Here is a 19,908-nt window from a genome sequence, read left to right on the forward strand (position 1 = left end):
CCCCTTAATCTTTAACATTACGACACTTATTTAACAGTTGATGACAGACATTAACAACCATGTCTTTGGTGATTTTCACTTCTTGACCATTGTCATCTAACATAACACATGTATTTTTAGGCTGGCTTTCCAACACATGCTTGATACTACGACTGATTAATTGTTCACTTACACTCATTTTATGACCTCACTTGCTAAGACTGTGAAAGGGAGAAAGTCTTTGGCTACCTTTGTAATCTAGTATTGTGAAATCAGTTCAAAAAGTAAAATTTCAGATGTAACAACTGTTTAACGACATCCTGTTACAATTTCAACTCAAAATGATATCGTATTGCTCTTGCGTGTATAAATTTTCGACTTGGAATTTAATCACTCGATTAATAAAATGCTCTAAATCCGCGACAGCTGGGGCTTCCGCTGTTAATAGGCGATCAATCACCGATGGATGACCGATAACAGTAAAGCCACTCTTAGACTCATAAGCACGGGTATATCTTAAGATTTCTCGAAAAATTTCGTAACATACTGTCTCTGCTGTTTTCACAAATCCGCGCCCTTGACAGGTCGGGCATGATTCACACAACAAATGCTCCAATGATTCACGCGTACGTTTACGTGTCATTTCAACTAAGCCAAGTTCAGAGACTTGGGTAATCTTGGTTTTTGCATGGTCACGTTCCAGCATTTTATCAAACTGATTCATGACCTCTTCACGATGTACCGCTTCCTGCATATCAATGAAGTCAATAATGATAATGCCACCCAAATTACGTAAGCGTAATTGGCGCGCAATCACCTGTGTCGCTTCCATATTGGTTTTAAATACGGTGTCTTCTAGCGTACGCCCACCAACATACGAACCTGTATTGACATCAATTGTGGTCATCGCTTCAGTCTGATCGATCATCAGATAACCACCTGACTTCAAAGCTACACGGGTTTGTAATGCTTTTTGGATATCTTCTTCAACATTGTACAAATCAAAAAGTGGACGCTCACCAGGATAGTGCTGCAAGCGGCTTTCCATACTCGGTACAAATTCACAAACGAACTCTTGCAACTTGGCATGTATTTCCCGTGAATCTACATAAATTGTTGCCGTATCATCATTGGCTAAGTCGCGAATAACACGTTGTGGTAAAGGAAGTTCTTCAAAAATCAGCGAAGGTACTGCAATAATTTTTTGTTTTTTCTGAATAAATTCCCAAAGCTTGGCTAAATACGCCATATCTTGAGCAATTGAAGCCTCTTCAATTCCTTCAGCGGCTGTACGTACAATCACTGAACCCGGCAACTTATGCTCGCTTTGAATTCTTTCAATCATTGAGCGTAAACGGTCACGTTCTTCTTCAGACTCAATCCGTTGCGATACACCAATATGACTGCCATAAGGCATCAAGACAAGATAACGAGATGGAATAGAAAGGTCGGTACTCAGTCGCGCACCTTTGGTGCCCAACATGTCTTTCATCACTTGAACCGTCAGAATTTGACCGGGTTGTAATAACTCAAAGACATTCGGCGTAGGTTGATTACGCGGCCAAATCATATCATTGATGTGTAAGAATGCAGTACGAGATAACCCGATATCGACAAAGGCTGCTTGCATCCCTGGAAGTACACGGACAACTTTTCCTTTATAAATATTCCCGACTAACCCGCGTTTAACAGTTCGTTCAACAAACAGTTCGTTGACCGTACCATTTTGAATTAGCGCCACACGACATTCCATAGGTGTGACGTTAATCAATAACTCGTCAGACATAACTAAACTCAAAACATTATAAAAATTCTTTTCAGCAGTTAATTTAGTGCCTCAACTGCGCTGATCTATACGATCAAGTAACTGTATCGTTTCATGCAACGGTAGCCCAACCACATTGCTATAACTACCATTTATACCTGTCACATACTTTGCCGCAATACCTTGAATTGCATATGCGCCAGCTTTCCCCAAAGGTTCGCCTGTAGCCCAATATTCTTCCATATCATTCAGACTGAATTGTTGGAACTCAACTTCCGTGCGAACCACGACACTCAATAATTGATGTGCATTTGCAACGCAAACACCTGTCAATACTTCATGTTTTTGACCTGACAGTAATGTCCATATTTCAAAAGCATGCTGCTTAGATGTTGGTTTCCCAATAATTTGATTGGCAAAAACCAAGCTTGTATCTGCTGCAATAACAGTGCTTTGCGGATGCAACGCCAATACCACTTTGGCTTTGCTTTCAGCCAAACGTTGGACATACTGCTCAATCTGTTCGTGTTCCAAGACAGATTCATCAATATCTGGGCTGTGGATGCTAAAATCCAAGCCCACTTGTAAAAGCAGCTCTTTACGCCTTGGCGAGCCTGAGGCCAGAATTAAATGCGCCATCTTCTTAATAAATAATAAAGAACTGGCCAGCAAAAAATACTCGAAACCAATGTTTGCCAATGACGGGTAATCGAAAAATGCGTACCAGCCATCACTTGCGCCATAAAGGTAAAGACCAAATGCGCGAGAATTGCAAACATACTAATAATCCAAAGATTACTAAATGTCAGTACACGTCTTTCTCGAATAAAATAGCGAGTTAAAAATGCAATCAGCACATAGCTCAATGCATTCATCCCCAAAGGTGCATCTAACAATAAGTCAGTAAATAGCCCCATGGTAAATGCAAACCAAATTCCACACCATGTAGGCTGACACAGCACCCAAAATAGCATGATTAAAAACATATACAGTGGCCGCCATCCTGCTAATGCATAGGACATCGGATAAACCACTAGAATTGAACCAATAATAATTGAGACAACAATGATCCATAATGGATCTTTACGTTGCTTTTCAGAAGGTAATTTCTTAGCGATCAACATTTGGCTGCTCCATCGCTAAAGAATCAGAGAAAAGTACCACAACATGATGACCACCTGCTAATTGTGCAGCGGGAACCACATCAATTTGCGCAAACTCACCTGTGTTATGACGCATAACTTTAGATACAGAACCGACCAAATAGCCTGCTGGGAAATGTTGCCCCAAACCTGAACTATAAACTTTATCACCCACTTTGATATTGGCACTTGTTGGAACATATTCCATTTTCAAATGTCCTAAATCACCAGTACCCGTCACGATGGCGCGCATACCTGAGCTTTCTAAACGTACAGATAAAGAATGTTCTTTATCGGAAAGCAACATGACGCGGCTACTATGTGGATAGACGTTGATGATTTGCCCCATGATTCCTTTATCATCTAAAACGGTTTGCCCGACTTTTAAATGATTGGCTTCACCACGGTTAATGATAATGATATGGCGCAATGGGTCAGCATCAGTTCCAATCACTTCTGCAATTTCCATACGTCCATCGATAATCAATGGCGTATCGAGCAAACCACGTAAACGGGTATTTTCAGCAGAAAGTTCAGAGAGTTTTTGCAGACGTACTTGAGCCTGAAGCAATTCAGCTTGCATCGCGGTATTTTCACGACGTAACTGAGCCTCAGATTTAGTTTGTTGATTTAGCCATTCTTTCGACAATACAGGATAGCTTGCTAAGGCATAAATTGGATTATATGCCGCATACAAGACATCTCTTGCAGGTTGAATCACTTGTGGCATGCGCCAGTTAAAAAACAGCACTACCAAACAAGTGATGACCGCAATGATGAACGAGCGAAAAGATGGCGGTTGTCTTGAAAAGAGATTCGGTTGCACCGCCTCATCCTTAAACTTAATCGAGTATAGTTTAGCCTACAAAAAGCATATCATGGTTTGGATTGTCAAAGAATTCTAAGACTTTACCGCCACCACGCGTTACACAAGTTAAAGGATCTTCTGCTACAACAACAGGTAAACCTGTTTCTTGAGCAAGCAACTTATCTAGGTTACGCAGTAATGCACCACCACCTGTCAACACAATACCACGCTCTGCGATATCTGAAGATAACTCAGGTGGAGTTTGCTCAAGTGCCGATTTCACAGCAGAAACAATACTTTGTAATGGATCAGAAATCGCTTGGGTAATTTCATCTGAAGTTACCGTAATGGCACGCGGTACACCTTCAGCAAGGTTACGACCACGAACTTCAATTTCTAAAGTTGTGCCATCAGCAACAGCCATACCCACTTCTTTTTTGATAGTTTCAGCCGTTGTTTCACCAATTACACAACCATGTGCTTTACGTACATAGTTAATAATTTGTTCATCAAAAACATCACCGCCAATACGTAAAGAATCTGCGTACACACAACCTTGTAAGGAAATGATGGCAATTTCAGTTGTACCACCACCCACATCTACGACCATAGAACCACACGCTTGCTCAACAGGCATACCCGCCCCAATCGCAGCAGCCATAGGCTCTTCAATCAAACGTACATCACGTGCACCTGCGTTAAACACAGCTTCACGAATCGCACGGCGTTCTACCAATGTTGATTTGCATGGTACACATACCACTACACGAGGTGCAGGTGGAAATAAACGTTTTTCATGCACTTTACCAATAAATTGATTTAACATGGTTTCAGTAACTTCGAAATCTGCAATAACACCATCTTTCATCGGACGGATTGCAGAAATATTGGCTGGGGTACGACCAAGCATTTGCTTAGCATCTAAACCCACAGCTGCAACAATTTTCTGCGAACCACTGTGACGAATCGCCACAACTGTCGGTTCGTTTAATATAATGCCCCTTCCTGGTGCATAAATAAGTGTATTTGCAGTACCTAAATCAATGGCTAGATCTGGCGAAAACAAGCCAATTAGTCGTTTTAGAATCACGGGTCGTTCTCAGTTTAAACTTTATATGGACGCAAGATGGCAACTTTAACTAAATGTGATGATTTGAACAAGTCAATCGCTTATTATAACGCACGATATTTTGAATTTTTTTAAAACTGATTAGGTGAGACATCATGTCAAGTTCAGATGTTCAGCATTCTGCAGAATTAAATGCACAAACTGTATCGCAAATCGCCAATCTTGCTCGATTGTCGCTGAATGATACGCAATCTGCTGAATATGCTCAAAGTTTAAATAAAATCTTAGGGATGATGGAGACCTTAAAAGCGATCAATACCGATGGTGTTGAGCCACTTAAGAGCCCATTTGATAATCCGCAACCACTTCGTCCAGATGTCGTGACTGAAGCGAACCATCGTGAAGAATATCAAGCCATTGCTCCTGCAACTCAGGATGGTTTGTACCTCGTTCCGAGAGTGATTGAATAATATTTGATCAAATGAACTTATTTTAAAAAATTAATCGTAAAGAATTGTACTCATGACTGATTTACACCGTTTATCGATTCGTGAAATGACAGAAGGCTTAAAATCTGCCCAATTTTCATCTCGTGAATTGACTCAGCATTATTTGGACCGTATTGCGAAAATTGATGATCGTGTCAAATCGTATGTAACGGTCACTCCCGAACAAGCATTGGCTCAAGCTGATGCTGCTGACAACTTACTAAAATCTGGAACAGCTGGCGTATTGACTGGTGTTCCACTGGCGCATAAAGATATTTTCTGTACCCAAGGGATTAAAACCACTGCGGGTTCAAAAATGCTGGACAATTTCGTTTCACCTTATGATGCAACTGTGGTGGCGAAAGCCAAAGCAGCTGGCCTAGTCACATTAGGTAAAGTGAACATGGATGAATTCGCAATGGGTTCAACCTCTGAGAGCTCATTCTACGGCGCGACTAAAAACCCATGGAACTTAGAACATGTTCCTGGTGGCTCTTCTGGTGGTTCTGCGGCTGTTGTTGCGGCTGATCTTGCACCGCTTGCAACAGGTACCGACACAGGTGGTTCAATTCGCCAGCCTGCTTCTTTCTGTGGCTTAACCGGTCTTAAACCGACCTATGGCCGTGTCTCTCGTTTCGGGATGATTGCATTTGCATCATCACTGGATCAAGGTGGCCCAATGGCACGTTCTGCTGAAGACTGTGCCTTTTTGATGAACACCATTGCTGGACATGACCTCAAAGATTCAACCTCAATCAACAAGGAAGTGGATGACTATGTTGCAAACTTAAATGCAACAGCAGTGAAAGGTTTACGTATTGGTATTCCAAAACAATACTTCAATGTTCAAGGCCTCGATGCAGAAGTTAAGGCACGTGTTGAAGAATCTTTGAAAAAATTACAAGACATGGGCGCGACATTGGTTGAGATTGACCTCAACATGACTGAAGCCTATGTACCAACTTATTATTTGATCGCGCCTGCGGAAGCGTCGTCTAACTTGTCACGTTATGACGGTGTTCGCTACGGTTACCGTTGTGAAAACCCAACGGATATTTTAGATCTCTATAAACGCTCTCGTTCAGAGGCGTTTGGTGCAGAAGTACAACGTCGTATCTTGATTGGTACTTATGCGCTTTCTGCTGGTTATTACGATGCTTATTATGTCAAAGCACAAAAAGTTCGTCGTTTAATCCAACAAGATTTCTTAAAAGCTTTTGAAAATGTCGATGTGATTGCAGCACCATCTGCACCTACGACGGCATACAAAATCGGTGCGAACTTGAGTCCAACCGAAATGTATTTAGGCGATATCTATACACTTGCGGTGAACTTGGCCGGCTTACCAGCCATTAACGCACCTGTTGGTTTTGATACGAATAATCTCCCAGTAGGTTTGCAGTTAATTGGTAACTATTGGTCAGAATCACAATTGCTTTCAATTGTGCATCAATATCAACAAAATACAGATTGGCATACTAAACGTGCGGCTATTGCTGAGGAGAATGCATAATGACTGAAGCTCAAAAGTTAGCACCATCCGTGTCAAAGCTGATTGACGGTTGGGAAGTCGTTATTGGTATTGAGATTCACACACAGCTTGCAACTCAGTCTAAAATCTTTTCAGGTTCATCAACTGAATTTGGTCAAGACCCGAATACTCAAGCCAGCCTTGTTGATTTAGCAATGCCGGGTGTACTACCTGTGTTAAACCAAGAAGTGGTTGATCTTGCGATTCGTTTCGGTTTGGGGATTGATGCCTATATTGACCAAGCCTCTGTGTTTGCGCGTAAGAACTACTTTTACCCAGACTCGCCAAAAGGCTACCAGATCAGCCAGATGGACAATCCTATCGTCGGGCTAGGCCATATCGACATCCAGCTTGAAGATGGCACAGTGAAGCGTATAGGCGTAACTCGTGCACATTTGGAAGAAGATGCAGGTAAATCGATTCACGATCAATTCGAAGGCATGTCTGGCATCGACTTAAACCGTGCTGGCACACCTTTACTTGAAATCGTGTCTGAACCTGATATGCGTTCAGTTGAAGAAGCTGTTGCTTATATCAAATCGATTCACACTTTGGTGCGTTGGTTAGGGATTTCTGACGGTAACATGGCTGAAGGTTCATTCCGTGCTGACTGTAACGTATCGTTACGTCGTCCGGGGCAACCATTTGGTACCCGTTGTGAGTTAAAAAACCTCAACTCATTCCGTTTTATCGAACAAGCCATCAATGTTGAAATTCAACGTCAAATGGACATCTTGGAAGATGGCGGTCGTATTGATCAAGAAACCCGTTTGTTCGATCCGAACAAAATGGAAACACGTTCAATGCGTTCTAAGGAAGAAGCCAACGATTACCGTTACTTCCCTGACCCTGACTTGCTTCCAGTGATCATTGCAAATGAGCAAATTGAAGCTGCTCGTGCTGCACTTCCTGAGTTACCTAAAGCGCGTCGTGCGCGTTTTATCGCTGACTTTGCAGTGACTGAATATGATGCACATGTACTGACCCTATCGCGTGAATTGGCTGACTTCTATGAAGCGGTTGTTACTGCTTCTGGCGGTGCGGCTCAAGGTAAAGTTGCTGCAAACTGGGTGATGGGTGAATTCTCTGGTGCTTTAAACAAAGCCAGCCTTGAACTTCAAGACTCTCCTGTTTCAGCAGAACAACTTGGCGGGATGATCGCACGTATTGTTGACAACACGATTAGCGGTAAGATTGCTAAGCAAGTGTTTGGCTTTATGTGGGAAGAAGGCAAAACTGCAGATGAGATCATTGCTGAAAAAGGCTTGAAACAGGAAACTGATACAGGTGCTATTGAAGCCATCATCAAAGAAGTGCTTACTGCCAATGAGAAGATGGTTGAAGAGTATAAGTCTGGTAAAGAGAAAGCATTCAACGGTTTAGTCGGTCAAGTGATGAAAGCCTCTCGTGGTAAAGCCAACCCTGCTCAAGTCAATGAATTAATGAAGAAATTGATTGGTTAAGCTGATTTTATTTTAAAAGAAAATCCGTTTTAGAGCGGGTTTTCTTTGTTTAAAGGATTTATATGTTGAGTTTTTAAAATTTGGCAAAATACCCTCAGCCGATAAAAGCACTCGGTAAAACAACACTTATTTCAGCAAATTTATAATCCTGAATATTTCTCGTCACGATTTTGCTACAACCAAAACTCAACGCAGAAAAATATTGAATTGCATCTTCAAAATCAGAAAACTTAGACACCAACGCTTGAGAAATCCCAACATGATCAACAGGGATAATCACCAAAAATTTTAAAAGTTGTTGAATAAAAAGACGCGCTTTCTCATCACCGCCCAACTTACGCAAAATATAATAAATATTGGCAACACTGTTTGAAGAAATGCACCCTGTAAAATGCCCTTTCTCACACAACGCTACAACAGTTTGACTTGCCTCAACAAAAGGCTGACGGGCTAAAGCCACATCCAAAATTACATCAGAATCAATAAATATCCGCTCGCTCATTTATGTTTTTCCATACGAGCCTCAGAAAGCAATGCTTTATAATCTTGCCCTTGGTCTTGAATGGCAAACATCCCAGTCAAACTTCCAGTAATAGGCGCTTGAACATCACTCGAAATTTCAGTGTGTGCTGAAATACGATCTAAATAAGCTTCAACCAAACTCGAAACACTCTGCTCATGTTCCTGAGCATAAAGTTTCGCCCGTTCAATCACTTTTTTATTTATAGATAAGGTCAATTTCGCTTGCATAAGATTTCACCTCATACGTATTAATTAATTATACGTATTGGTTGATTTTTGACAATTAAATTTTAACCAAATCAGACAACGATTGATTTCACAATACCTAACTTATTTCTAATATTAGAAAAAAATCATCTGCTATTTATAAATTATCAAATTATAAACTATCAAAGCGCTCTACGTTCAGGTTCATACTGATGAATAAAGACCGTATATGTATCGGCAGGATGAACAACCTGAGCATGATGCAAAGCATGTGCAATATTGCCTCTATGGTATGTTCCATGATTGATGATATGAAAGAGGATCTCTTCTATTGATAGGCTACCCGTCTTTTTATCTATAAATTGAAAATGAATAATTTCTGCAAATTGATCCGATTGAATATTTTGTACAAATTCAATAAACCATAAATGTGATTCAGCAATTCGATGTTTAAGTTCATCTAAGGCGGGTAAAAATTCTGTATTGGTTTGGCTGTGCAACGCTTTTTTGTTTTCTAGCCGAGATCTAAATAACTCTTCGACAATGATCATATGATTGAATTGTTGCTTGGCAAAATTATAATCTTCTAAATATTGCACTTGATCAATTTGATCTATGGCTTTAGATAAGCGCTGATCTGACCATTGTTTATATAAAAAGAGTTTTTCAAAATTCATTAAATTGACCTAATGCTTTCTTTGAATCAAATCATCAAGATAACATGCAATCACTGAAAAAAACCAATCTTTTAAATACCCTCAACCACCAATTTTTACAGACCAAAACTCAATCTAATTTTAATAATCTAACTTTAAACAAGCTTTCTTGATGCATTCATTCCACTCCCCAAACCCTTTCAATAGTAAGAGGAGCTGCTTTGAGATTTCTATAATGACTTCAATTGAGTCATGAAGATTCCCACTCCTTTAAACAGAGACGAAGTCTTGCTTCGTAAAGGTAAAGTGATTTATGGACGAATCACACCCAACTTATTCCAAATATCTGGGGTTAAAAACGTCATCACCAATTTATTTAAGTCGACATATCGCAATACACCCTGTAACTGTTTTTTCACTTCAGGGTTTTTAATAATATCTTCACCTGTCGTACGACCTAGCTCTTGGAAACTGTCACCTACTGCTTGCACACCTTCAGCTGCAATCACTGCTTTGGTCTGTGCGGCACACTGTTCTACAATCACCCGTTGTAAAACCTGAGCAAACTTTTGATCGAGTTGCGTTCTTTGTGCATCACTAACATTACTCAATGCTTTTAGATCGGGGTGTGTAGATAGTGCAGCAAAGGTCCACTGTAATACTGTAGTTTTATCTGTTGCTGTGGTTGCTTTTACCAAACAATCGCTAAGTTGATCAACGGTTGGCCCTGCGACAGCAAATTGTGCTGTTCCCATTAATGCCGTCGCCATAAACACAGAACGACCCATATGGGAAAATTTTGAATGCATTGAGGAAAAAATTTGGCGTGACATAAACAAAGTCCAATTCGAAATTAAATCCTTTGTATCACAAGCGCTACCTATTCGCCTGTTATGACTCTGTAACTTGAATTACTTCTCATTACAACAAGATAAAATCAAATACTGGATAAATGGAAAAACTGAACTTTCCATAATCATCCAATAGAGGCAGATGATAATCCTCACCTAAAAGAGTGAAATCATCGCGCCTTAACATAATTAAAAATACAGTTTAGAATAGGTCCAAACTTTATATTCAAAATTAAAAACAACGTTCAATGACAATTCTACAAATTACGCTTTCTTGCTTAGGTATTTTATTCTGTATTTGGCTCTATGCGCTTATTTTCTACGAAAACGTACTTCGCCTTAACCTGACAAAACTACAAAAATGGTGGCAGTCGAATAAACGCAATCCTTTCATGGCAATATTAAATTTCATTTGTAGAAAGATCATCGCTTTAATTCAATGGGTCGCCTATATTCTTAAAAAAATATGGAATTTTCTCAAAGAATTTATTGCAGAAATAATTGGTCAACTCATTATTCGATCTATTCTCAATATAATTAAAGCAATATTTCACTTAATTGCTCGAATTTTTGACTAGATAAATTTGCTATAAATATAAAATAGTGGCTTATTTGCTGTACTAAACTCGATTCAATATTTATGTTGTATTTAAAAATAGAAAGCATCTCAAATCTCAATCAATAACCTACACTCAAAACCTACATTTGTTGGGTTTATTGACACAAAAAACAATCCTCATGGTCATTAGTTCATCAATAGCACATACGTTTTAATAAGATATGCCATAACAGTTTATAAGGAAATATATATGAAAATGGTTCAAGCTCTCACAATAACTACTTTATTCGCACTTTCAATGCCTGCTTTTGCAAAGCAAGTTGTATGTGTTTTTGATCCGGTTGGTAAAGCAGGTGATGCATATGCCCTTGCTAAAGATTATGCACTTGAAGCAAAAAATTGGGGTGCTGATATAGATTTAAGAGCCGTTACTGACGAAAGGCTCGCCGCAGAAGACTTAAAAGTGGGTAAATGTGATGGTGCCATTATCAGTGGTTTACGTGGTCGCCAATTTAATAAATATATTGGCTCCTTAGATGCGATCGGTGCATTAACGGATATGAAAACAGCCATTTCAGCCTATAAATTATTATCTTTACCCCGAGCAGCGGAAAAGATGATCAATGGCCCTTATGAAATTGCAGGATTGGGTACAATTGGCCCTGCATATCTATTTGTAAATGACAAAAATATCAACACATTAGCCAAAGCTGCTGGTAAAAAAATTGGGGTGTTCCGTTATGACGAAGCACAACCAAAATTGGTTCAACAAGTGGGCGCACAAGCTGTTTCTGTTGATGTCACCAGTGCAGGCGCTAAATTTAACAATCATGAAATTGATATCCTTCCTGCACCTGTTGTTGCATTTAAACCTTTTGAGCTCTATAAGGGCCTAGGAGAAAAAGGCGGCATCGTAAAATTCCCACTGACTCAAATTTCGGCCAATTTTATTATTCGCAAAGACAAATTCCCTCAAGGCTTTGGACAAAAATCTCGAACTTGGGTCGCGAGTCAATTGGGCAGAACATTTAACATTGTAGCCAAATATGAAAAAGAAATTCCTGCAAAATATTGGATGAATATTCCTGCCAATGAACAACTGAACTATATCAAAATGATGCGTGAATCTCGTATTGCACTGACTAAATCAGGTATTTATGATCCACAAATGATGAATTTCCTCAAAAAAGTTCGTTGTAAAGAAAATCCGAGTAGTTTTGAATGTTCGTTGAATGATGAATAACGCTTTTCATTTATTCGGGTGTTTCACTTCGTTGAGGTGAAACACCTTATTCCATTACTTAATCTGCTTTAGCATATGTTTAGCAACTGCATGATTTTGATTACCCGCCAAATTCTGCAAAATTCGTTTGGCTCGATCTTGCGGATTAGAAAAGCGCTGACTATAACTTGGCACATTGGTTAAACATCTTGCTACCAATACACCTGATTCAGCATAGACATTAATTCCACTTGTTCCATGCAAGCGCCCATAATTATAAGCACGTTCAGCATTGTTACAGGCATTGATCTGATTTTGTCCACGTCCTAATTCTTTGCGCGCTGAAATATATAATTGCATCTGTTGTGACTGCGGTGTCGTTATTGTTTTTTCAGGCTGAGGCTTTTCTTTTACTTCTTCTGCAACTGGGGTGACTGGCTTTTTTTCTTCCATGACTTTAACAGGGGGAGTTTTTGCTACATTGTTGATAGCAGCATTTTTTGAATTATTCGTTTTTATATCAGTACTTTTTGCATCACTGCTTTTTGAATGACTATTTTTAGATTTCTTTTCTTGGGCAACTGCCGCCATATTGCTTTTGTTGTTATAGAATTTATTAAGCTCATCCAAAGATAAAACTTTGGTTTGCAAATTTACAACTCGGGTTCCAGTTTGATCGAGTTTACGTTCAGATAAAGGTTCGATGGATACATACCATTGCTGACCATTACTTTCAATACATTGGTATGCACCGATCCCCTGTTTTACACTGTTATAAGTATTTAATAATTTTTTTGCCCAAATATCCTTAACCAAACTCATTGAGCTTTTTTGCACTTGAGAAAAATGACCACCCTTGGCACTACAGTAACGACTTAAGTAGCTTTTCGGTGTTAAAGACTGCACCTGTTGATCGCTTTGTTTTGATCCCCAATCATAAACATACTCTTTAGATGCACTATTGTTTTCATTAATATTGTGCTTATCAATGAGTTCTTGAGCAGAAGCATATTGTTTAAAAGTGTCTGATGTTGATGTATTCATGGTTGTACAACCCTGCAATACAAAAGCGACCCCACCCAACAATAAGAATGTTTTTAAATTCACCGGACATTTCTCAATTATATTTATGCATAAAAATATCTTAAAACGCCCAAAACAACAAACTTATTACATTGAATTTATTGACTATTTATCGAAATAAAGTGATAAGAGAATCACATAAAAAATGATTAGAGATAATCAATTAAGTTAAAACTTAAAAAGCTCTATCTAGACATCTATTCCACTGCCATTTTTTATACGACATGTGAAAAAAATATAAAAAAGCCTGCCAAGTCTTGATACAGCTTGGCAGGCTTTTAGGTCAGATTATTACCAAATGGTCACGCGTTTATTGGCTGGTAAATACATTTTATCGCCCTGCTGAATGTGAAAAGCATCATAAAATGGTGCTTGATTTAGCAAGGTGGCATTGCCACGAACTTTATCAGGTGAATGCGGATCTCTTTTTAAGAATTCAACTTGCATTGCATCAGTAATTTTAGAACGCCATGCTTGTGCCCAACCAATATAAAAGCGTTGTTCACCTGTTAAATTATCCAATACTGGCGCAGCCTTGCCATTTAAAGACAGTTGATAAGCTTTATAAGCAATTGCCAATCCAGAGTTATCAGCAATATTTTCACCTAAGGTTAACTCACCATTGACATGATAACCTTTGATTGGCTCATAAGCGTTGTATTGAGCAACCAATGTATTGGTTTTTTCTTTAAATTTTCGATGGTCTTCTGCCGTCCACCAGTTTTTCATATTGCCCAATTCATCGAACTGACTGCCTTGGTCATCAAAGCCATGACTGATCTCATGTCCGATAATTGCACCAATCGCACCATAGTTCACCGCATCATCGGCATCCATATCAAAGAATGGAGGTTGTAAAATTGCTGCTGGAAAGACAATTTCATTTAATGAAGCATTGTAATACGCATTGATGGTTTGCGGTGTCATGCCCCATTCATCACGATCAACAGGCTTGCCCAATTTATTCAAGGCATATTGATGTTCAAATTCACGTGAACGGATCACATTACCAATCAAGTCATTATTTTTGATTTCTAAAGCTGAATAATCACGCCATTTGTTTGGATAGCCAATTTTCACCGCAAAACTTGCTAACTTTTTCTGCGCCTGAACTTTCGTGGTTGGGCTCATCCAATCCAGTTTGTCTATGCTTTGAGAATAAGCTTTCATTAAGTTTTGCACCAAGACTTCCATGCGTTGTTTTTTCTCAGCAGAAAAATACTTTTTCACATAAATCTGGCCCAAACTTTCACCTAAAGTTCCCTCAACCAATTGCACACCACGCTTCCAACGTGGTTTCTGCTCCTTAATTTCTCTGAGCTGTTTGCTATAAAAATCAAAGCTATTGTCTACGAAAGCTTGACTAAGCAATGATGAAAAATCACTAACTAAATGAAATTTAAAATAAGCTTTCCAAACCTCTAGTGAGGTATTGTCAACAATTGGGCTTAACCCTTTGAAGTAACTTGGTTGAATGACTTGTATGGTTTTAATCTTATCGGACAACTCTTGTTTTTCTAGATAAATTTGCCAATCAATTTTTGGACTAAGTTTAGCTAAGTCTTGCGTTTTATAAATATTATAGAGTTTTGTTACATCACGGTTTTGAACATTACTCCATTGTATCTTGGCGATTTGCGTTTCTAATTTTAAAATCCCTTGCGCATGCTGGGCTGCTTGCTTGTCTCCAGCTAGGCTTAAAGTTTTTTCAATATACTTTAAATATTGCGAACGGATTTTCTTAAATTTGGCATCATTTTTTAAATAATAATCACGATCAGGTAACCCTAAACCACTTTGCCCAAGCATTGCCACCATTTCAGTTGAGTTTTTCATGTCTTGGTCAATACCCACATCAAAAGGGCTGGTTACACCAATACGTGAAAAATGTGCGGCCAATTGCGCAATATCTTTTTTGCTTTTCAATGCATCAACATTGGTAATTTCCGCTTGAATCGGCTGAATACCCAATGCTTCAATACTTTTTTCATCCATAAAATTGGCATACAGACTTGCCACTTTTTGCTCTGAACTTCCTTCCACCAATTGCTGTTTTGAAAGTTCATCGACAATATCATGCAATTGTTTTAATGATTCTTCATGCAAAATATCAAAAGTTCCCCAACGTGATTTATCTGCAGGAATTTCGGTATTTTTCAACCATCCTCCATTTACATGTTGATAAAAATCATCATTCCCTTTTACATTTTGGTCAAAATATTGATGATCAATCCCCGATTTTTTTTGATCTTTCACAAAAGCTGAAGTGGTTTGAGTGATTTGCCCTGTTGTTTCAGCCCATACCGGTGCAGATGACAACATGATTGCAGATGCTAAAACACTTTTTACAAATCCAAGTTTCAAAGCGATATCCTCAATTCTATTTCTAAGGTTTGAATTTAAAACAATAATACTAATCTTGAGCTCAGGCTTTATGTGTAGCAAAAATGCAATGATTCACTGATTTTATTTTCAAGATAGAATTTCAAAGCATAAATTATTCCAAAATAGCTCAATCTAAATCTAGATCTTTAGTCACAGTGAGCAACACCAACATCCAAAATATATAAATCCACTTATTTAGCTAGAGCTTTAGCAAGTCAACCTATAAATTAAGCGAGCAAATTTAAAATATGTTTTAAACGGATATTTTCAGCATCCTGCTTATAGACTGCATAAATTGGTGCAATACACGGCGTATCCGCTTTAAGCGCTTTGTAAATAATTTGCTTGTTCCAAAAATCTCGAATGGCCTCTGGAACTATCGACAAACCAATCCCTGCTGCAATCAAATTTAAACTCGACGTTAAACGTGGGGCTTCTTGAACAATCTTTGGACTAAATCCAGCCTGATAACAACTAGCCAAAATATTATCAAACAAGTCTTGTCCTGCTAAACGGCGATACAGTACAAAATCATAAGGCTCTAAATCAAGTAATTGGATGGCATCTGGATGTTCAGCTAAGGGGTGATTATTGGGCAATGCCACAATTAAAGGCTCATCAAGTACATGCAAACTGGTGAGTCCCAAACCAATCGGCGCAGGCTTACGCAAAAAAACGATGTCATTCTTTTCATTGATAATCGAATCAATCAATGAGCTACTGCCATCTTCTTCCAAATGAATAGACACCGCTGAAAATACTTCACGAAAATTACGCAGTAAAGCAGGCAAAAAGGAATGTAAGCCGACTGAGTTGGTAAAACCAATATTGATTTGCCCTTCCAAACCTTTAGAAATATTTTGCACGCGTTTGGGAATAGCTTGTGCATGCGCAAGTATGGTAAGTGCCTCTTGGTATAAGGCCTTACCCGCTTCAGTTGCTTCTACGCCACGCGGTAAACGCTTCAATAAATCTGTGTCTAACTCATCTTCTAAGTTTTTGATAATTCTTGTTAAAGGCGGTTGCTGCATATTCAGACGTACCGCTGCCCGAGAAATATTACTTTCCTCAACCACCGCCACAAACGCATTAAGCTTATGAATATCAATCATCTTTTCGCCTCAATATCGATCTTTTCATTTTTATCGTGCTAATTCACGTTTAAAGCATACTTTTTAGGTATGAATAACAGCAAAAATAGCATTTTTCTTTATGACTCAACAAGCAGATAATCATATTCAAGCCAAGTACATCACAGCAAATTGAAGAGGTCTAAATGAATACTGAAGCAATCCCAATGGAACAATCCATGACCACACCCAATTGCAAAGCATTATTTTTAGGCTTTATGAAACTTGGTCTCATGGGATTTGGTGGGGTACTTCCTCTCGCACATCGTTTAATTGTAGAAGATCAGAAATGGTTAACATCTGAAAAATTTACCGACTTATTGGGTGTCTGCCAAATCTTACCCGGTGGGAATATTGTAAATATGGCAGTCGCGATTGGTTATGACTTTGCTGGAGTAAAAGGTGCGATTAGTGCGGTATTTGGTCTTATGCTGGCCCCGACCATTATTGTTATCTCGTTGTACCAGCTATATAGCAGCTTTCAAGATATCCCAATGGTGCAACACATGATTCAAGGTTTAGCTGCCGCTGCTGCGGGTCTACTGTTTGCTACAGGTTTTAAGATGTTAAAACCAATTATGAAAAGTAAGCTGACCTATTTCACCATTATCTTGACCATTATTTTTATGCTGTTGATTAAATTGCCCTTGGCACTGACGCTGTTGATTTTAATCACCGTGAATATGGCAGTTTTAGCATTTAATCAAACTAAAGTGACTCAGGAGTAAAATAAGATGTATGTTCTCATCGCACTGACTTTAGTGTTTACTCAACTGTCTTTATTGGCCTTTGGTGGCGGGAATGCCATCTTACCTGAAATGCAACATCAGGTGGTTGTGATCCACCAATGGATGACTGCTGAGCAATTCAGCTCTATGTTTGCAATGGCGCAAGCTGCACCAGGTCCAAACATGATGATTGTTCCCTTGGTGGGATGGCATGTCGCAGGGCCTATGGGATTGATCGTGACGTCTTTTGCAAAGTTTGGTCCTTCTTCAATCATCACCATTTATGCACTTAAATTTTGGAATAATTTTAAAAGTCATCCACTTCGGGCGAAATTTGAAAAGGCGTTAAAACCTATTACAGTCGGTTTGGTTTTAGTCAGTGCTTGGATTATTGCCCAAGCCTCTGCTCAAAATATTTTACTGATCGCGATCGTCGCCATCACTATTTGTCTAAGTCTGTTTAAAAACGTTCATCCAGTTTGGTTAATGGTGATTGGTGCTGGTACAGGCGCTTTAATTCTGTAGATATTGATCAAGACCACCTACACAGGTTCATTCATAAAAAGTCTGTCAAGACATCTCCCTCCCTCCCTCTAAGCCGTGTATCACAAAAGCAAAGAGGGAGAAAATTTATAATGCATAAGAGATTTAAATCGCTACAGTTTTATATCTCTTACTTTTATCTATTTTACTGCTGGTTTTCTAAATCACGTTCACGACAAGAAAGCTCATAATATTCTGCTGTTGGTAATGCTTTCAGTTTAAAACCATAATAATTACTGGTATCTGATTCTACTTTGCTTAAAGAACACTGGTTGGTTTTGGCAAATTGAGTCAAGAGTTTCATATCACTCTTTTTAGCTAAAACAGCTCCCCAACCCTCACTGACACAACATCCAGCATACTGTGTCATATATTCGTCTGAAAGCAGTGCAACCGTTTGCCCCATAAATTGAAGCGGTTTTTTTAATTTATATACATCATTATAGTCATTTCTTGAAATATCCGGTTTTTTATTGATTAGCCCCTGCTTTTGCATCTTTTTAAAGCTTGGAAACTGTGCAGATGCCTCACCCATTCCTCTATACACTGTTTCTTCTACTGCAGCATGGTTGCTCATAGCAGCAGTCGCGATCACTAAACCCAATAGATACTTTTTCATATTTTTCTCATTCATCACTGAATACAATTTTTATTACAGTTAAGTCTGTTAAATTAAGACTAAAGCCGTATAAATTCAACTTAAAACTGCAACTAGAGCATGCTATTTTACATGAAATAAATCATAAAATTTAAACAAAAGGTGTAAAAATGTCTAAACAAATTCTAATGTTAGTGGGTGATTATGTTGAAGATTATGAAACCATGGTTCCTTTTCAGTTCCTCACTGGATTGGGCTATAGCGTTCATGCAGTCTGCCCTGATAAAAAAGCTGGCGATACAATCGCAACGGCGATTCATGATTTTGAAGGTGAGCAAACCTATAGTGAAAAGCGTGGTCACAACTTTGCAATTAACTATGACTTTAACCAAGTCAACAGCGAAAACTATGTCGGTTTAGTGATTCCGGGTGGCCGTGCACCTGAATATTTACGTATGAATGACCGAGTAATTGAAATTGTTCGTGAATTTGATGCGATTAAAAAACCAATTGCCGCTGTTTGCCATGGCGCACAACTGCTTGCCGCAGCCGATGTATTAAAAGGACGCTTATGTTCCGCTTATCCTGCATGTGCCGCAGAAGTTAAACTTGCAGGCGGGCAATATGCAGATATTGCAGTCACTGAAGCAGTCACAGATGGACACCTGGTAACAGCGCCAGCATGGCCAGCACATCCTGCTTGGTTAGCCCAATTTGTTAAAGCGCTTGGTGCAACGATTACTTTATAAAATTTAAAACTGTCTAGGCTAAGTTTTCCCCTAAGATGAAACTTAGCCTTATACAACAGTGAAACTTTAAAAATGTTTAGGCTACATAAAGCCCCATCAATGTTGCGTTTTTTAACGCTGTATCTCAGCAAAGCTTATTGAGCTGTGTAATAATTATTTATAGAATTTTATGTTCAAACAATAGGTTAGTATAAAAGTGGAAATCATTGAATTACTCCAACCCGTTACCTTAAATAAAGATAATTTAGAACCAATTATCATTGAAACAGGGACTTTATTAAAGGTACTGATGGTAAACCCATCCTCATATCTTGTTGGTGATGAATCAGGTGTTTCGTTTCTGGTTAACTTTTCAGAAGAAAATCGAAAATGGAAAAAGATATAAGCTTTCAATTTGGGATCAGGATAAGGCTCAGTCAATAATTAATCA

Annotated in this window: 22 protein-coding genes; 8 read left to right on the forward strand and 14 right to left on the reverse strand. The window is 38.8% G+C overall.

Annotated features, from left to right (window positions below):
• Positions 1-4: 4 nt before the first annotated feature.
• The 6 genes from AS4_RS21820 to AS4_RS16250 all read right to left on the reverse strand — a co-directional run bounded on the left by AS4_RS21820 (position 5) and on the right by AS4_RS16250 (position 4,784).
• Positions 5-178: a PA1571 family protein gene (locus AS4_RS21820; protein ID WP_004717412.1), complete on the reverse strand. Its 174-nt coding sequence runs from the start codon at positions 176-178 to the stop codon at positions 5-7.
• Positions 179-310: 132 nt separating this feature from the next.
• Positions 311-1,765: a ribonuclease G gene (gene rng, locus AS4_RS16230; RefSeq protein WP_004717413.1), complete on the reverse strand. Its 1,455-nt coding sequence runs from the start codon at positions 1,763-1,765 to the stop codon at positions 311-313.
• A 51-nt stretch (positions 1,766-1,816) separates the two neighbouring features.
• Positions 1,817-2,383: a Maf family nucleotide pyrophosphatase gene (locus AS4_RS16235; protein WP_096734838.1), complete on the reverse strand. Its 567-nt coding sequence runs from the start codon at positions 2,381-2,383 to the stop codon at positions 1,817-1,819.
• On the reverse strand, positions 2,371-2,868 hold the full coding sequence (gene mreD, locus AS4_RS16240) for a rod shape-determining protein MreD (RefSeq protein WP_004717415.1): 498 nt from the start codon (positions 2,866-2,868) through the stop codon (positions 2,371-2,373). Before mreD ends, AS4_RS16235 begins: the two co-directional genes overlap by 13 nt.
• A complete protein-coding gene (gene mreC, locus AS4_RS16245) occupies positions 2,855-3,712 on the reverse strand; it encodes a rod shape-determining protein MreC (RefSeq protein ID WP_004717416.1) in 858 nt (285 codons plus the stop codon). Before mreC ends, mreD begins: the two co-directional genes overlap by 14 nt.
• 31 nt (positions 3,713-3,743) lie before the next feature.
• Complete coding sequence (locus tag AS4_RS16250; RefSeq protein WP_004717418.1) at positions 3,744-4,784, reverse strand: rod shape-determining protein; 1,041 nt, start codon at positions 4,782-4,784, stop codon at positions 3,744-3,746.
• A 134-nt stretch (positions 4,785-4,918) separates the two neighbouring features.
• Between AS4_RS16250 and gatC the strand changes: the two genes are divergently transcribed.
• Genes gatC through gatB form a run of 3 tightly spaced genes read left to right on the forward strand, consistent with a single transcriptional unit; the run spans position 4,919 to position 8,245 of the window.
• On the forward strand, positions 4,919-5,233 hold the full coding sequence (gatC, locus tag AS4_RS16255; RefSeq protein ID WP_004717422.1) for an Asp-tRNA(Asn)/Glu-tRNA(Gln) amidotransferase subunit GatC: 315 nt from the start codon (positions 4,919-4,921) through the stop codon (positions 5,231-5,233).
• A gap of 52 nt (positions 5,234-5,285) precedes the next feature.
• Positions 5,286-6,764 (forward strand): Asp-tRNA(Asn)/Glu-tRNA(Gln) amidotransferase subunit GatA, encoded by a 1,479-nt coding sequence (gene gatA, locus AS4_RS16260; RefSeq protein ID WP_096734839.1) that lies wholly within the window; start codon positions 5,286-5,288, stop codon positions 6,762-6,764.
• Positions 6,764-8,245: an Asp-tRNA(Asn)/Glu-tRNA(Gln) amidotransferase subunit GatB gene (gatB, locus tag AS4_RS16265; protein WP_096734840.1), complete on the forward strand. Its 1,482-nt coding sequence runs from the start codon at positions 6,764-6,766 to the stop codon at positions 8,243-8,245. Before gatA ends, gatB begins: the two co-directional genes overlap by 1 nt.
• A 94-nt stretch (positions 8,246-8,339) precedes the next feature.
• Here the strand turns inward: gatB and AS4_RS16270 are convergent, their stop codons facing one another.
• From AS4_RS16270 to AS4_RS16285, 4 genes are all read right to left on the reverse strand, one after another.
• Positions 8,340-8,747 (reverse strand): PIN domain-containing protein, encoded by a 408-nt coding sequence (locus AS4_RS16270; protein ID WP_096734841.1) that lies wholly within the window; start codon positions 8,745-8,747, stop codon positions 8,340-8,342.
• Positions 8,744-8,995, reverse strand: coding sequence for a DUF6364 family protein (locus AS4_RS16275; RefSeq protein ID WP_034610758.1), 252 nt, complete (start codon positions 8,993-8,995; stop codon positions 8,744-8,746). The genes AS4_RS16270 and AS4_RS16275 overlap by 4 nt, the downstream gene beginning before the upstream one ends.
• A 161-nt stretch (positions 8,996-9,156) precedes the next feature.
• Complete coding sequence (locus AS4_RS16280) at positions 9,157-9,651, reverse strand: DinB family protein (protein ID WP_096734842.1); 495 nt, start codon at positions 9,649-9,651, stop codon at positions 9,157-9,159.
• Positions 9,652-9,941: 290 nt separating this feature from the next.
• Positions 9,942-10,463: a hypothetical protein gene (locus tag AS4_RS16285; protein ID WP_004717436.1), complete on the reverse strand. Its 522-nt coding sequence runs from the start codon at positions 10,461-10,463 to the stop codon at positions 9,942-9,944.
• An 827-nt stretch (positions 10,464-11,290) separates the two neighbouring features.
• Here AS4_RS16285 and AS4_RS16290 point away from each other — a divergent pair.
• Complete coding sequence (locus AS4_RS16290) at positions 11,291-12,283, forward strand: putative solute-binding protein (RefSeq protein ID WP_096734844.1); 993 nt, start codon at positions 11,291-11,293, stop codon at positions 12,281-12,283.
• 54 nt (positions 12,284-12,337) lie between these two features.
• On the opposite strand, the gene AS4_RS16295 is transcribed toward AS4_RS16290, so the two are convergent.
• The 3 genes from AS4_RS16295 to AS4_RS16305 all read right to left on the reverse strand — a co-directional run bounded on the left by AS4_RS16295 (position 12,338) and on the right by AS4_RS16305 (position 16,842).
• Complete coding sequence (locus AS4_RS16295; protein ID WP_096734845.1) at positions 12,338-13,369, reverse strand: hypothetical protein; 1,032 nt, start codon at positions 13,367-13,369, stop codon at positions 12,338-12,340.
• A gap of 267 nt (positions 13,370-13,636) precedes the next feature.
• Positions 13,637-15,709, reverse strand: coding sequence for a M13 family metallopeptidase (locus tag AS4_RS16300; protein WP_096734846.1), 2,073 nt, complete (start codon positions 15,707-15,709; stop codon positions 13,637-13,639).
• A 248-nt stretch (positions 15,710-15,957) separates the two neighbouring features.
• Positions 15,958-16,842 carry a LysR family transcriptional regulator gene (locus AS4_RS16305; RefSeq protein WP_096734847.1) on the reverse strand — a complete coding sequence of 295 codons (885 nt, stop codon included), beginning with the start codon at positions 16,840-16,842 and terminating at the stop codon, positions 15,958-15,960.
• A gap of 164 nt (positions 16,843-17,006) precedes the next feature.
• On the opposite strand from AS4_RS16305, the gene AS4_RS16310 reads away from it, so the two are divergent.
• Together AS4_RS16310 and AS4_RS16315 are read left to right on the forward strand one after the other, a co-directional pair.
• Positions 17,007-17,588: a chromate transporter gene (locus AS4_RS16310; RefSeq protein WP_004717445.1), complete on the forward strand. Its 582-nt coding sequence runs from the start codon at positions 17,007-17,009 to the stop codon at positions 17,586-17,588.
• A 6-nt stretch (positions 17,589-17,594) separates the two neighbouring features.
• Positions 17,595-18,113, forward strand: a complete 519-nt coding sequence (locus AS4_RS16315; protein WP_004823357.1) for a chromate transporter — start codon at positions 17,595-17,597, stop codon at positions 18,111-18,113.
• A 163-nt stretch (positions 18,114-18,276) separates the two neighbouring features.
• Here the strand turns inward: AS4_RS16315 and AS4_RS16320 are convergent, their stop codons facing one another.
• On the reverse strand, positions 18,277-18,750 hold the full coding sequence (locus AS4_RS16320) for a hypothetical protein (RefSeq protein WP_096734848.1): 474 nt from the start codon (positions 18,748-18,750) through the stop codon (positions 18,277-18,279).
• A 149-nt stretch (positions 18,751-18,899) separates the two neighbouring features.
• On the opposite strand from AS4_RS16320, the gene AS4_RS16325 reads away from it, so the two are divergent.
• Both AS4_RS16325 and AS4_RS16330 read left to right on the forward strand, forming a co-directional pair.
• A complete protein-coding gene (locus AS4_RS16325) occupies positions 18,900-19,478 on the forward strand; it encodes a DJ-1/PfpI family protein (RefSeq protein ID WP_004717451.1) in 579 nt (192 codons plus the stop codon).
• Between the two features lie 196 nt (positions 19,479-19,674).
• Complete coding sequence (locus AS4_RS16330; protein ID WP_096734849.1) at positions 19,675-19,863, forward strand: hypothetical protein; 189 nt, start codon at positions 19,675-19,677, stop codon at positions 19,861-19,863.
• Positions 19,864-19,908 lie beyond the last annotated feature (45 nt).

It is taken from the genome of Acinetobacter guillouiae (assembly GCF_002370525.2).
Classification (GTDB): Bacteria; Pseudomonadota; Gammaproteobacteria; order Pseudomonadales; family Moraxellaceae; genus Acinetobacter; species Acinetobacter guillouiae.

What these genes read in the sequence shown, in the direction of transcription:
- AS4_RS21820 (WP_004717412.1), bottom strand. Translation starts at nt 178, where the DNA reads ATGAGTGTAAGTGAACAATTAATCAGTCGTAGTATCAAGCATGTGTTG.
- rng (WP_004717413.1), bottom strand. Translation starts at nt 1,765, where the DNA reads ATGTCTGACGAGTTATTGATTAACGTCACACCTATGGAATGTCGTGTG.
- AS4_RS16235 (WP_096734838.1), bottom strand. Translation starts at nt 2,383, where the DNA reads ATGGCGCATTTAATTCTGGCCTCAGGCTCGCCAAGGCGTAAAGAGCTG.
- mreD (WP_004717415.1), bottom strand. Translation starts at nt 2,868, where the DNA reads ATGTTGATCGCTAAGAAATTACCTTCTGAAAAGCAACGTAAAGATCCA.
- gatC (WP_004717422.1), top strand. Translation starts at nt 4,919, where the DNA reads ATGTCAAGTTCAGATGTTCAGCATTCTGCAGAATTAAATGCACAAACT.
- gatA (WP_096734839.1), top strand. Translation starts at nt 5,286, where the DNA reads ATGACTGATTTACACCGTTTATCGATTCGTGAAATGACAGAAGGCTTA.
- gatB (WP_096734840.1), top strand. Translation starts at nt 6,764, where the DNA reads ATGACTGAAGCTCAAAAGTTAGCACCATCCGTGTCAAAGCTGATTGAC.
- AS4_RS16270 (WP_096734841.1), bottom strand. Translation starts at nt 8,747, where the DNA reads ATGAGCGAGCGGATATTTATTGATTCTGATGTAATTTTGGATGTGGCT.
- AS4_RS16275 (WP_034610758.1), bottom strand. Translation starts at nt 8,995, where the DNA reads ATGCAAGCGAAATTGACCTTATCTATAAATAAAAAAGTGATTGAACGG.
- AS4_RS16280 (WP_096734842.1), bottom strand. Translation starts at nt 9,651, where the DNA reads ATGAATTTTGAAAAACTCTTTTTATATAAACAATGGTCAGATCAGCGC.
- AS4_RS16285 (WP_004717436.1), bottom strand. Translation starts at nt 10,463, where the DNA reads ATGTCACGCCAAATTTTTTCCTCAATGCATTCAAAATTTTCCCATATG.
- AS4_RS16290 (WP_096734844.1), top strand. Translation starts at nt 11,291, where the DNA reads ATGAAAATGGTTCAAGCTCTCACAATAACTACTTTATTCGCACTTTCA.
- AS4_RS16305 (WP_096734847.1), bottom strand. Translation starts at nt 16,842, where the DNA reads ATGATTGATATTCATAAGCTTAATGCGTTTGTGGCGGTGGTTGAGGAA.
- AS4_RS16310 (WP_004717445.1), top strand. Translation starts at nt 17,007, where the DNA reads ATGAATACTGAAGCAATCCCAATGGAACAATCCATGACCACACCCAAT.
- AS4_RS16315 (WP_004823357.1), top strand. Translation starts at nt 17,595, where the DNA reads ATGTATGTTCTCATCGCACTGACTTTAGTGTTTACTCAACTGTCTTTA.
- AS4_RS16320 (WP_096734848.1), bottom strand. Translation starts at nt 18,750, where the DNA reads ATGAAAAAGTATCTATTGGGTTTAGTGATCGCGACTGCTGCTATGAGC.
- AS4_RS16325 (WP_004717451.1), top strand. Translation starts at nt 18,900, where the DNA reads ATGTCTAAACAAATTCTAATGTTAGTGGGTGATTATGTTGAAGATTAT.